Source organism: Brasilonema octagenarum UFV-OR1, assembly GCF_963888615.1.
Taxonomy (GTDB): domain Bacteria; phylum Cyanobacteriota; class Cyanobacteriia; order Cyanobacteriales; family Nostocaceae; genus Brasilonema; species Brasilonema sennae.
The window spans coordinates 16,996-28,606 of record NZ_CAWPKW010000344.1 but is presented as its reverse complement, the minus strand read 5'-3'; the positions used below and the strand labels follow the sequence as shown (position 1 = coordinate 28,606).

Sequence of the window (11,611 nt, the reverse complement as noted above, 5' to 3'; positions counted from 1 at the left end):
ATGTGGGTGGTTCTTTTTTGGGAAGTACGGCAAATAGTTTGATATTTAAGAATGGGTTTGAGTTTAGTGCAACGAATCCCCAAGCACCGCCATTGTTAACGATAACTGCTCCGGTTGGGTTGAGCTATCGGGAGAATTTTAAAAATATTACCAATCAGTCTCAGGCTGTTGATGATAGTGGTAATCCTGTTGGTCTTACTGTTCCAGAAGGAAATTCATTAGCACTGGTGGGTGGTAACGTCAACTTAGAAGGTGGAATACTGTTTGCACGAGGAGGACGAGTTGAGTTAGGAGGATTATCTGCTGCTGGGACGGTAGGACTCAATGGTGATGGGAGTTTGAGTTTTCCTGTGGGAGTGCAAAGAGCGGATGTATCGCTAACGAATGGTGCGGAAGTTAACGTTAGGTCAGGTGGTGGCGGTAGTATTGCAGTTAATGCCCGGAATTTAGAGATGACGGGAGGAAGTTTCCTCAGCGCTGGAATAGGGCAAGGTTTGGGGACAGTTGGTACTCAAACGGGAGATATTTCGGTTAATGCCACCGGGGCAATAAACCTTAATAATAGTGACATTTTTAATCAGGTGCGACCAAGAGCAAATGGACAGGGAGGTGATGTCAGTATCAGTGCTAACAGCTTGCGGCTTGAGAGTGGGGCACAGATAGGTGCTGACACTTTGGGTGCGGGCAAGGGGGGTTCTTTGAGCGTTGATGCCCAAGATGTGCAATTGATTGGTACAACCGCTGATGGTCAGTTTCCTAGTGGCTTGTTTGCTTCTACACAGCCAAACTCAACAGGAGATGCGGGTGACCTTACAATCAAAACCAATACCTTGCTAGTGCGAGATGGGGCAGTGGTAAGTACTAGTACTTTCGGTGCGGGAAAGGGGGGTAGTTTGACTGTTGATGCCCAAGATGTGCAGATTATTGGTAGAACCGCTGATGGTCAGTTTTCTAGTACCTTGGGTGCTTCTGCACAGCCAAACTCTACAGGAGATGCGGGTGACCTTACAATCAAAACCAATACCTTGCTGGTGCGAGATGGGGCACAGGTATTTACTAGCACTTTCGATGTGGGCAAGGGGGGTTCTTTGAGCGTTGATGCCCAAGATGTGCAACTGATTGGTACAAGCGCTGATGGTCGGGTTCCCAGTGCCTTGGGTGCTTCTGCACAGCGAAACTCAACAGGGGATGCGGGTGAGCTTACAATCAAAACCAATACCTTACTCGTGCGAGATGGGGCACAGGTACAAGCTGCCACTTCCGGTAAGGGCAAGGGGGGTAGTTTGAGCGTTGATGCCCAAGATGTGCAGTTGATTGGTAGAACTCCTGATGGTCAGTTTCCTAGTGGCTTGCTTGCTTCTGCACAGCGAAACTCAACAGGGGATGCGGGTGATCTTACAGTCAAAACCAATACCTTACTAGTGCAAGATGGGGCAATAGTAAGCGTGGCGAGTCGTGGAACAGGATCTGCAGGCAACATGACGTTAAATGCACGCTCTATCCGTTTAAACAACAATGCCTCACTCACCGCCGATACACAAAGTGCTAAAGTTGACCCGAATAGAGAGCAAGCGACAATTAACATTAACTCACAAGATTTGATCATGAGTCGCAACAGCATCATCGCAACCAACGCCACAGGAGAAAACGTTATTGGCGGCAACATCAATATTAATACCGGTATCCTGGTTGGCTTTGACAATAGCGATATCACTGCTAACTCTGCTAATTCCCGTGGCGGTAATGTTAAAATCAATAGCCGAGGTATTTTTGGCTTTCAGTCTCGCAATCCAGCTTCCCCAAATACAAGCGACATCACCGCCACTGGGGCAACTGACGGGTTAAGTGGTAATGTGCTAATTAATGTAGTTGATATTGACCCCACCCAAGGGTTATTTCAATTGACACAAACTGTAGTAGATCCGGCACAGCAAATTGCTCTAAATCCCTGTGTCAAAGGTTTTGGTAGCACTTTCACTGTTACCGGACGCGGCGGACTGCCATCTGATCCAAATAAAATTCTCAGTAGTGACAATGTGCGTGTTAATTTAATAAAGCCTGTCGCCAGTACGGTAAGTTCAACAAGTGCAACACAAAAGCAGCCATCTCAAAAGCCACCTGTCAAACAGATAATACCTGCTCAAGGTTGGATATATAACGAAAAAGGTCAAGTGGTGCTCGTTGGTTATGATCCTACTAAGACTGGTCCACAACGCGAGCAGCCAGCGCCTACTAGTAGTTGTGCCGCCACAAAATAGTCTTGCGTTAATCCACATTCCCGGATTCTTAAATGGCTCTCGATACTGTGAAGTTTTTTATTTAACAAAAAAACGTTTGCCAGCGCCTGATGCCGTTTGTTTCTAAATTCTTAGTTTATAATGATGGATTGTGTCCAATCAAAGCCAGTCCATGCCTAAACTCAAAACTCGTAAAGCAGCGGCAAAGAGATTCCGCGCTACAGGTAGCGGTAAAATTGTACGTCGCAAAGCGTTCAAAAACCACTTGCTAGAGCACAAAAGCTCTGATAAGAAACGTAATATGTCGAAAATGGCAGTTGTCGATGAGCGCGATGCAGAAAACGTGCGCCTCATGCTCCCTTATTTGTAATTTGTTCAGGAACTAAAACAATATGACACGGGTAAAACGCGGTAACGTTGCTCGCAAACGCCGCAAAAAAATTCTCAAACTCGCTAAAGGTTTTCGCGGTTCTCACTCAACTCTGTTTAGAACGGCGAATCAAAGAGTCATGAAGGCGCTGCGGAACGCCTATGTAGATCGCAAAAAACGTAAGCGCGATTTCCGCCGCCTCTGGATCACCCGCATCAACGCTGCTGCACGCCAACATGGTTTGAGTTACAGCCAGTTGATCGGGAATCTCAAAAAAGCTGATGTCCAACTCAACCGCAAAATGTTGGCACAATTAGCAATTCTTGATCCAGCAAGCTTCGACAAAGTAGCGCAATTGGCAAGCCAACCTAAAGGATAAAGGTGCAAACAGATGGATATCGGATGTAACAGATCGAAAGCAGGTTGTTGGTTACATCTGCTCATATCCGCTGTCATTTTTTTGTTCTTGACTTTTTCCATTGTCACAGTCGCAGATACACAACTATCAGCATCTGCCGCAGAAGAAATGCCCGAAATTCAGCGGCGGGGCTATATCAGAATTGCAGTCAAAGATAACTTGCCTCCCTTAGGATTTAGAGATACAAACGGTAACTTACAAGGCTTAGAAATTGATTTAGCTAAGGCATTGGCAGCAGACTTACTTGGTAAAGCAGATGCGGTGAAACTACAACCTGTTGCTAATGGCGATCGCCTATCCGCAGTCTTGGATCATAAAGTTGATCTGGCGATCGCCAGAGTCACAGCAACTGCCTCACGTTCTCGCTTAGTCAGCTTCAGTGTTCCTTACTACTTCGATGGCACTGTATTAGTCACAAAAAACACATTATTCCAACGACTCAGTGATTTGACAAAACGGAAAGTCGCCGTCCTCAACAATTCCAGCACTATTGCCGATGTGCGCTATTATATACCAAACGCCGAGTTAGTGGGAGTAGATTCTTATCAAGCAGCCTTGGCGCTGTTAGAAAATAACTCAGCAGATGCCTTTGCTGCAGATGCTAGTGTTTTAAGTGGTTGGGTGCAACAATATCCTCAGTATCGGTTACTCTCAGCTAAGCTATCAACCCAACCGTTATCTGTAGTCATGCCTAAGGGATTGCAGTACGATCCATTACGAAGAAAGGTTAACCAAGCCATTGCCCGTTATATTAATTCTGGGTGGCTCAAACAACGCGCTACATATTGGGGATTACGCTAAATTGGGAACTTCTCAGTTAGAAATTATAAATGAAATTTTTTAGTATTCATAATTCATAATTCTCATTGTTTCATATAAGCTGATATATAGATAAGAAGAAAATTTTACTAAATACAATGGATAACGATCTAGCAACTATTTATCTGTCAGTTTTAGTCGGTCTGCTCTTAATTGCAGTTGTCAGTATTTTCCGCCAGGTCTTCAAAAGTCGTAGAGTTGAAGGTTCCATGTCAAGGTTGCGAAAAAAACTGACCAAAGAAAGCGGTACCACTCAAGAATATTACGAGTTAGCCAGTATTTATTCTGAGAAAAAACTATTTTCTCAAGCGATAACTCTCTTTCAAAAAGCTATCAAAGCTGCTGAAGAAGAAAGGGAAGAAGGCGAAAAAGAAGAAGAAAATATAGCCTATATTTACAACGGGTTAGGCTATGCTTACTTTGCTCAAGAACAGTTTGACATCGCCATACGTCAGTATAAAGAAGCTCTGAAAATAAAACCTGATTATGTGGTAGGAATGAATAATCTTGGTCATGCATATGAGCGAAAAAAATTAAATGCTCAAGCCCTGCAAGCTTATGAAGACGCCCTGAAAATTCAGCCAAATAACGCCACGGCAAAACGTCGTTCTGAATCTTTGCGACGCTTAGTATCTGCATGATTGGTGAAGATTTCTCGTTCCCACGCTTTGCTTAGGAATAGGTTGGGGAGGCTTTGCCTCTCCAAAATTACCTTTCATACTAAAGAAGCAAATATTCCTCAAACAAGTTGATCGAATAGCTGTAAAAACCGTTCAGTATCCACCTCTAAGCAAGCCTCTACATTGGGCGGATTGGTTTTCTCACTTCTGCGATCGCGCCGATCACCTAGTGACATTCCACTGGTGAATCTTCCTTCAGTTTCAACCATCATATATAGCGATTTTGTAGTTACCAAACTCGGATCAATCGCAACCGCCACAGCTAAAGGATCGTGTAGATAACATCCGTGAAAGCCTTCGTTGTCACGGTGGAAAGTCATATAAATTCCAGTGCAATCGGCAATAAACTGGGTGACTTTAGAAGGACGACGCTGTAAATTATCTTCAACAACTTGACGTGCTAGAGGGGCTTTCATGGTTACATCTAAACCAACCAGAGTGAGGGGAATTCCTGATTCCATCACAATTTGAGCTGCATGGGGATCGACAAAAAAGTTAAATTCAGCCGCTGCTGTAATATTTCCGGGTACAGTCACAGCCCCACCCATGATCACAATCCGTCCGATTTTTTTCATGGTTGCGCCATCTTTCTGAATCGCTGTTGCCAGATTCGTGAGTGGTCCTAAAGCAATAATGATCAGACTATCGCCGTACTCTTGAGCTGTTTTGAGAAGCAGCTCAATTGCATTTTCTGTAGATGGCTCAATAGTAAGTTTAGGATAGCGAGGTGTACCATCAGCTTCCAAGAACTGATCTAATTCACCCAAACCGTCTGCACCATGAATCCCCGCTGCATTGAACGGAGGTCTCACCAATGGTTTTTCACAGCCTTTGGCAACGATGGGCGAAGTATCGGGTTCAACAATACTCAGTACATGCAACACATTATTAGTAGCCAGATCTACGTTAACATTGCCAGCGACAACGGTGACTGCTTTCAGGTCTAATTGGGGTGAATTCAATGCCATAATCAGAGCTAAGGCATCATCAACTCCACCGTCTGTATCTACTATTACTGGGATGGGCTGATTTGCAAGGGCTATCATGTAAATTACTGCTCCATAAGAAATTTGCTTAAAAGTTAAGATTCTTATCACTTTTACAACAGAAATGTTGTTGAAGTCAGAAGCCCAATCTCAATTAGTCAGCAGGTTTGAGCGATCGGACGATCGCACCTCTATTACAATTCTGTTAAATCCCATTTCTTAGGGCTACAAGTTCTGCGAAAATCAGAAACGATAAAAAAAACAAGCACTCGTAGTGCTCTTATTATCAGATATATAGCAGTCCTAAATCATTCGTAAGATTTTCTCTTCTCTTTCTTGGCGTCCTTGGCGTCTTGGCGGTATGTCCTCCGGACACGCTGCGCGAACGATAATTCTCACAACTCATATAGGATTGCTATAGTTCATTTCATACAAAGGGAGAACATCAAAGATGAAATTGGCTTACTGGATGTATGCAGGTCCCGCCCACATTGGTACTCTGCGGGTTGCCAGTTCCTTTAAAAATGTTCATGCGATCATGCACGCGCCCTTGGGTGATGACTACTTCAACGTTATGCGTTCCATGCTAGAACGGGAGAGAAACTTCACGCCAGTGACAGCCAGTATTGTTGATCGCAACGTTTTGGCACGCGGTTCACAAGAAAAAGTGGTGGACAACATCACCCGTAAAGACGCGGAAGAACACCCAGACTTGATTGTGTTAACTCCCACCTGCACTTCCAGCATTTTACAAGAAGACTTAGCAAACTTTGTGGAAAGGGCATCTCTGGAGGCGAAAGCGGATGTGCTACTGGCAGACGTGAACCACTACCGCGTGAATGAACTCCAAGCTGCCGATCGCACTCTCCAACAAATCGTCCAATACTACATCGAGAAAGCCCGCAAGAAAGGCCAACTGCCCGAAGCTAAAACCGAAAAGCCTTCTGTCAACATCATCGGTATTTCTACCCTCGGTTTCCATAACCAGCACGACTGCACAGAACTCAAGCGGTTGATGGCTGACTTGGGTATTGAGGTGAATGCTGTGATTCCTGAAGGTGCTTCCGTTCACGAGTTGAAGAACCTGCCCCGCGCCTGGTTTAACCTTGTCCCTTACCGGGAACTTGGTGTTATGGCAGCTCGTTACCTTGAAGAACAATTCGGAATCCCAACCGTAGATATCACACCAATGGGTGTCGTAGAAACGGCTCGTTGTATCCGTAAAATTCAGCAGATAATTAATGCTCAAGGGGCGGATGTTGACTACGAAGAGTTTATCAACCAGCAAACTCTGTATGTATCACAGGCTGCATGGTTTTCTCGTTCGATTGACTGTCAAAACTTGACTGGTAAGAAAGCCGTTGTGTTTGGTGATAGCACTCACGCAGCTGCTATGACTAAGATTCTGGCACGAGAAATGGGCATTCACGTTGTCTGGGCTGGAACTTACTGCAAATACGATGCGGAGTGGTTCAGCCAGCAGGTGAGCGAGTATTGTGATGAAGTGCTGATCACCGAGGATCATGGGGCAATTGGGGATGCGATCGCCCGCGTCGAACCTTCTGCTATCTTCGGTACCCAAATGGAACGCCACGTTGGTAAACGTCTGGATATCCCCTGCGGTGTGATTGCTGCACCCATTCACATCCAGAACTTCCCCATTGGTTACAAACCATTCATGGGTTACGAAGGAACAAATCAGATTGCGGATTTGGTCTACAATTCCTTTACCTTAGGAATGGAAGACCACCTGTTGGAAATCTTCGGCGGACATGATACCAAGGAAGTCATTACCAAGGGCATTTCTGCTGATTCTGATTTGGGATGGACTAAGGATGCTCAAGCAGAATTGAACAAGGTTCCTGGCTTTGTGCGTGGTAAAGTCAAGCGTAACACCGAGAAATTTGCTCGCGATCGCAATTTCAGTCAAATTACTCTGGAAGTGATGTACGCTGCGAAAGAAGCTGTGGGTGCATAGTACGTAGAGACGTTGCATTGCAACGTCTTTTCCACTAATCATACATTTATGTTCGTACGTTCCCCACATCAATGCATAAAGCATTAGGAGCACCAGCATAATTATAAATACCAATCTGCGAGCACAAGTCCTGCAACCCTGGAAAACTCGTTGACATTATGAGTGACGAGAGTTGCCTGAAGTGCTATGGCTGTCCCAGCAATCAAAATATCGAGCGAACCTATGGGTGTACCTTGTTGCTCTAATTGAGCACGAATGGTTGCCGCAGCCAAAGCATGAGCTTGCTCAAACGACACCAGGTTAACTCGGCTCAACAGTTGCTGAAGTTGTTGGGTGCGTTTTGCAGGTGAGTTAGATTTGGCGATACCGACTTGTAATTCAAAGAAAACGATTGTGGAAATGACTATTTCTTGGGGAGAGACATTGGCAAGATTTTGAGCAACCTGTCCTTGACCTTTGAAGTAGTAGATCAGGGTGTTGGTATCCAAAACGTACATTTAGAGCCTCTCCCGTAGGATGTCCTGCCCCGAATTATCACGAATGTTTTCCAACGTAGGAAAGTCCTCTCCCCAACTTCCAGCTAAGGAATAAACCAGTTCAGCCCAAGGTACTGGAGCGACTGTACTACTGGGTTGATTAGAATTTAGATATTTAGCACGAATAGATTCAGCAAAAGTGAGAATCTCGCTGGCTTGGTCTTGAGGAAGAGATTTGACGAGTTCGTAAATCTGTTTAGCGATGGTCATACAGGTTCTCGATAAACTACATAACCTGAAGGGATGCAAACTCAATTATATGAAACCAGAGCAGGTCTTGCCCTGCCACAACATAATTATCGACAAACACTTCTTGACAAGCAAAAACCTTTCCAATGCTAAAAATTGGAAAGAAACACTCCAGGGGTAGAAGGATGATGAATTCACAGGAACGTCAAAAGAAGGTACAGCCACAAGAACATCCAAGAGATTGGTCATGGCCGTTTTGGCCTGCTGTACCACTCTACCCCTACAACAAGCGGCGGACACTTCGTAGGGAAATAGTTAAGGACACTATCTGGACATTCGATCAACTTCAAGGCATCCTCTACACTATCGTACCGATTCGTATGACTGTTGTAAAGCTCTGGGCAGGGGGTCTACTTGTGTATGCGCCTGTTGCTCCGACGACTGAGTGTGTGCGCTTGGTGAACGAGTTGGTGGCTGTTCACGGTGAAGTTAAGTATATCATTCTGCCAACGAGTTCTGGTTTGGAGCACAAAGTTTTCGTTGGTCCCTTTGCCAGACGCTTTCCAAACGCACAGGTTTTCATTGCCCCGCATCAGTGGAGTTTGCCGTTCAACCTACCGTTGAGTTGGCTTGGCTTTCCTCAAAAACGAACCCAAGTGCTGCCAGAGGACAGCAGACAAGCGCCCTTTGGTGATGAGTTTGATTATGCAGTGTTGGACATCAACTTGGGACGGGGTTCTTTTGCGGAAGTAGCGGTTTTCCACAGGCGATCGCGGACTGTGCTTGTAACTGATTCTGTTTTATCTGTACCAGAAGAACCACCGGCGATCGCTCAATTAGATCCATATCCCTTGCTGTTTCACGCTAGAGACAATGCCTTCGAGGCGATCGAGGACAATCAAGCAAACCGCCGCAAAGGATGGCAACGCATTTGTTTATTTGCAGTTTACTTTCGTCCCAGTGTGCTAGAGGTAACTGGAATGGTGCAGACGTTTCGCGATACTTTTCAAGCACCAAACCACTCACCAAAGGCGTACTTTGGTTTATTTCCATTTCGCTGGAAACAGAACTGGAAGCAGTCATTCGATACCCTACGAGGAAATGGGCGTCCATTTGTCGCACCGATTCTGCAAATCTTCATTTTTCCCCAAGCACCGAGACAAGTACTCAACTGGGCTGACAAAGTTGCAACTTGGGATTTTGGGCGAATTATTTCCTGTCACTTTGATTCGCCAATTGAAGCTGTTCCCCGTCAATTTCGGCAAGCATTTGCTTTCCTTGAGAAGAAACCTTTGGCATGTGAAGAATCATTTGGAAGTTCAAGTCAGCCTTTGGTGGAGGAAGACTTTAAATTCATCAAAGAACTTGAGGGGAATCTGGTTAGGCGCGGAATCGCCACACCAGCTAAAGAGAAGATTTGATCGATACATCTATAAAATGAAAAAACACAAAACTATAGTTACGCCCGAATCAAACAAAACCCCGGTATGAATTACGTAAGCAATTGCAAACTGCTTCAATCACAAGTGTTTCAGCTTTCTTTAGTACCATTTGTATCAGAGATATTAAGGAAAATTAATATTTATGAAATTACCCCAACAAAAAACTTTTAAGATGAGAAAAGCGTCTGTGATTCTCCCCTTAGCTATCCTGGCTTTTGGCAGTGTAGTTGTTAACAGCCAAGAAAGCCCCTCACCCAATACTTACACTCAATCTGTTAGGCGTGAAGTTTTAGCGAGTGGTTATCCGACTCAAGATCAAAAGCAGATTCTTGAGCTTGTACGCTATACAATCGCACCAAGAACAAAACTCCCTACTCATATTCATCCGGGAATGCAGATTGAACGAGTAGAAGCGGGAACTTTAACTTATACTGTTGTGCAAGGAGAGGCTAAAGTAACGAAAGCTAATGGCACACAATTGATTCTTCAAAAAGGGAAAACTATACAGCTTACAGTAGGAGATTCTTTAGTTGAACCTGCTGGAATGGTTCATTATGGAGAAAACCTAACAAACAAACCGATTATTCTATTATCTGCTTCTCTATTTGATGCTAATCAACCAAAATCTATTTTAATCAATCCTGAAAACAGATGAAATTGCCGCAACTTCAGCCTCAATCCTTCCACAATGATTGTCTTGGGTGCTTAATTATAAACAAGGTAGGACTTAACGGAGTTTAGACTTTGAAAAACCATCGCCGCTGATACATCACATAGGCGATCGCCACCCAAAATAACACAGTGACAATAGCGAAAAGTAAAGAACCATTCATTGCACCAGCCCAAGATGCAAAGACATTTTGGTAAATCCAATCATAAGTGCTCGGAGCATTTTCCCCAGACCCGACTTTAGTTCTCACCAAAACTTTAATTAGCAGTACAGAAGCAACAAAAAGGGAAATGGCATTTAATCCCAGCACTTCAAAAGGTTTATCCCAACGCCGTACCCGCCGCACTTCAATAAGTTCATAACAAGCTGCAAGTAACAATAATGCCCAACCACTAGTGAAAATTACATAAGAACTTGTCCATAGCTTTTTGTTAATCGGCAATGTCCAGCCCCATGCCCAACCAATAATTAAGCAACCAATACCAAATAAGACTAAACCTATGCTTGTACGAGATTTAACTGGCTGAGCGCGTATCCATTGTCCAGCGAAATATCCAGCCAATACACTCACAATAGCGGGAATAGTGCCAAAAAGTCCCTCTGGATCTCCTAAGTTTTTAAAACCATCACCCTTGTAAAGATGTGCTTGAGGAATAATTAAACGGTCTATATAAGCACCGAAATTTCCCTCTCGCGTCAGCACTCCAGCGCCATAACCGGGAACGGGTACATACATCATTGCTAACCAGTAGCCGCTGAGTAACATTCCTGCTAATATCCATTGTGCTTTACGTGGGAGTTTAAGGACAGCAACAGAAGCAAGGAGATATGTCAAGCTAATGCGTTGCAACACTCCCATAATGCGGATACTACTCAAATCAAAAGTCCAAGGACCTTTATTCCAAAAACCATTGAGTAATAATCCTAAAGCGAATAAAATCGCAGCGCGACGCAAAATACGCAAGTAAACAGGGGCTGTGGGTTTATTGTCGCCAGTGTACTTTGACAAGGAGAAAGTCATCGCCACACCAACGATAAACAAGAAGAAAGGAAAGACTAAATCAGTTGGGGTACAGCCGTGCCAATCTGCGTGGAGTAGTGGAGGGTAGACTTTTGATTCGTCGGCAACACCCGCCATGTTAACAAGAATCATGGCTGCGATAGTGATGCCGCGAAAAACATCAAGTGAAGTGAGACGACCCATAAGCGGAATTTTGCATTGAATAATACAAACTACTCCGCTTTGTATAGATAATCAAGATAAATTCGTAGAATGAAATACAAGT

At 44.4% G+C, this 11,611-nt stretch carries 12 protein-coding genes; 8 read left to right on the top strand and 4 right to left on the bottom strand.

Annotation, left to right across the window (positions count from 1 at the left end; all coding sequences use genetic code 11):
- From AC5590_RS31185 to AC5590_RS31165, 5 genes are all read left to right on the top strand, one after another.
- A partial coding sequence (locus AC5590_RS31185; RefSeq protein WP_169267137.1) for a beta strand repeat-containing protein occupies nt 1-2,258 on the top strand: 2,258 nt, incomplete at its 5' end.
- 151 nt (nt 2,259-2,409) lie between these two features.
- A complete protein-coding gene (gene rpmI / locus AC5590_RS31180; protein WP_169267140.1) occupies nt 2,410-2,607 on the top strand; it encodes a 50S ribosomal protein L35 in 198 nt (65 codons plus the stop codon).
- A 22-nt stretch (nt 2,608-2,629) separates the two neighbouring features.
- Nucleotides 2,630-2,986 carry a 50S ribosomal protein L20 gene (gene rplT, locus AC5590_RS31175; protein WP_169267136.1) on the top strand — a complete coding sequence of 119 codons (357 nt, stop codon included), beginning with the start codon at nt 2,630-2,632 and terminating at the stop codon, nt 2,984-2,986.
- A 12-nt stretch (nt 2,987-2,998) separates the two neighbouring features.
- The gene (locus AC5590_RS31170; RefSeq protein ID WP_169267135.1) at nt 2,999-3,826 is read left to right on the top strand and encodes a transporter substrate-binding domain-containing protein; all 828 of its coding nucleotides are present in this window, start codon (nt 2,999-3,001) and stop codon (nt 3,824-3,826) included.
- Nucleotides 3,827-3,942: 116 nt separating this feature from the next.
- Complete coding sequence (locus AC5590_RS31165) at nt 3,943-4,485, top strand: tetratricopeptide repeat protein (protein WP_169267134.1); 543 nt, start codon at nt 3,943-3,945, stop codon at nt 4,483-4,485.
- Nucleotides 4,486-4,583: 98 nt separating this feature from the next.
- Here the strand turns inward: AC5590_RS31165 and AC5590_RS31160 are convergent, their stop codons facing one another.
- Nucleotides 4,584-5,570, bottom strand: a complete 987-nt coding sequence (locus AC5590_RS31160) for a nucleoside hydrolase (RefSeq protein ID WP_169267133.1) — start codon at nt 5,568-5,570, stop codon at nt 4,584-4,586.
- Between the two features lie 391 nt (nt 5,571-5,961).
- Between AC5590_RS31160 and bchB the strand changes: the two genes are divergently transcribed.
- On the top strand, nt 5,962-7,488 hold the full coding sequence (bchB, locus tag AC5590_RS31155; RefSeq protein WP_169267132.1) for a ferredoxin:protochlorophyllide reductase (ATP-dependent) subunit B: 1,527 nt from the start codon (nt 5,962-5,964) through the stop codon (nt 7,486-7,488).
- A 101-nt stretch (nt 7,489-7,589) separates the two neighbouring features.
- Here the strand turns inward: bchB and AC5590_RS31150 are convergent, their stop codons facing one another.
- Nucleotides 7,590-7,985, bottom strand: coding sequence for a type II toxin-antitoxin system VapC family toxin (locus tag AC5590_RS31150; protein WP_169267131.1), 396 nt, complete (start codon nt 7,983-7,985; stop codon nt 7,590-7,592).
- Nucleotides 7,986-8,234, bottom strand: a complete 249-nt coding sequence (locus tag AC5590_RS31145) for a DUF2281 domain-containing protein (RefSeq protein ID WP_169267130.1) — start codon at nt 8,232-8,234, stop codon at nt 7,986-7,988.
- A 167-nt stretch (nt 8,235-8,401) separates the two neighbouring features.
- Between AC5590_RS31145 and AC5590_RS31140 the strand changes: the two genes are divergently transcribed.
- Both AC5590_RS31140 and AC5590_RS31135 read left to right on the top strand, forming a co-directional pair.
- Complete coding sequence (locus AC5590_RS31140; RefSeq protein ID WP_211178627.1) at nt 8,402-9,634, top strand: DUF4336 domain-containing protein; 1,233 nt, start codon at nt 8,402-8,404, stop codon at nt 9,632-9,634.
- Between the two features lie 163 nt (nt 9,635-9,797).
- Nucleotides 9,798-10,310, top strand: a complete 513-nt coding sequence (locus AC5590_RS31135) for a cupin domain-containing protein (RefSeq protein WP_211178625.1) — start codon at nt 9,798-9,800, stop codon at nt 10,308-10,310.
- An 82-nt stretch (nt 10,311-10,392) separates the two neighbouring features.
- Here AC5590_RS31135 and AC5590_RS31130 read toward each other — a convergent pair whose 3' ends face one another.
- Complete coding sequence (locus AC5590_RS31130; RefSeq protein WP_169267128.1) at nt 10,393-11,529, bottom strand: acyltransferase family protein; 1,137 nt, start codon at nt 11,527-11,529, stop codon at nt 10,393-10,395.
- Nucleotides 11,530-11,611 lie beyond the last annotated feature (82 nt).

Excerpts from the sequence above, each read along its gene's own strand:
- rpmI (WP_169267140.1), top strand. The coding sequence starts at position 2,410 with ATGCCTAAACTCAAAACTCGTAAAGCAGCGGCAAAGAGATTCCGCGCT.
- rplT (WP_169267136.1), top strand. The coding sequence starts at position 2,630 with ATGACACGGGTAAAACGCGGTAACGTTGCTCGCAAACGCCGCAAAAAA.
- AC5590_RS31170 (WP_169267135.1), top strand. The coding sequence starts at position 2,999 with ATGGATATCGGATGTAACAGATCGAAAGCAGGTTGTTGGTTACATCTG.
- AC5590_RS31165 (WP_169267134.1), top strand. The coding sequence starts at position 3,943 with ATGGATAACGATCTAGCAACTATTTATCTGTCAGTTTTAGTCGGTCTG.
- AC5590_RS31160 (WP_169267133.1), bottom strand. The coding sequence starts at position 5,570 with ATGATAGCCCTTGCAAATCAGCCCATCCCAGTAATAGTAGATACAGAC.
- bchB (WP_169267132.1), top strand. The coding sequence starts at position 5,962 with ATGAAATTGGCTTACTGGATGTATGCAGGTCCCGCCCACATTGGTACT.
- AC5590_RS31150 (WP_169267131.1), bottom strand. The coding sequence starts at position 7,985 with ATGTACGTTTTGGATACCAACACCCTGATCTACTACTTCAAAGGTCAA.
- AC5590_RS31145 (WP_169267130.1), bottom strand. The coding sequence starts at position 8,234 with ATGACCATCGCTAAACAGATTTACGAACTCGTCAAATCTCTTCCTCAA.
- AC5590_RS31140 (WP_211178627.1), top strand. The coding sequence starts at position 8,402 with ATGAATTCACAGGAACGTCAAAAGAAGGTACAGCCACAAGAACATCCA.
- AC5590_RS31135 (WP_211178625.1), top strand. The coding sequence starts at position 9,798 with ATGAAATTACCCCAACAAAAAACTTTTAAGATGAGAAAAGCGTCTGTG.
- AC5590_RS31130 (WP_169267128.1), bottom strand. The coding sequence starts at position 11,529 with ATGGGTCGTCTCACTTCACTTGATGTTTTTCGCGGCATCACTATCGCA.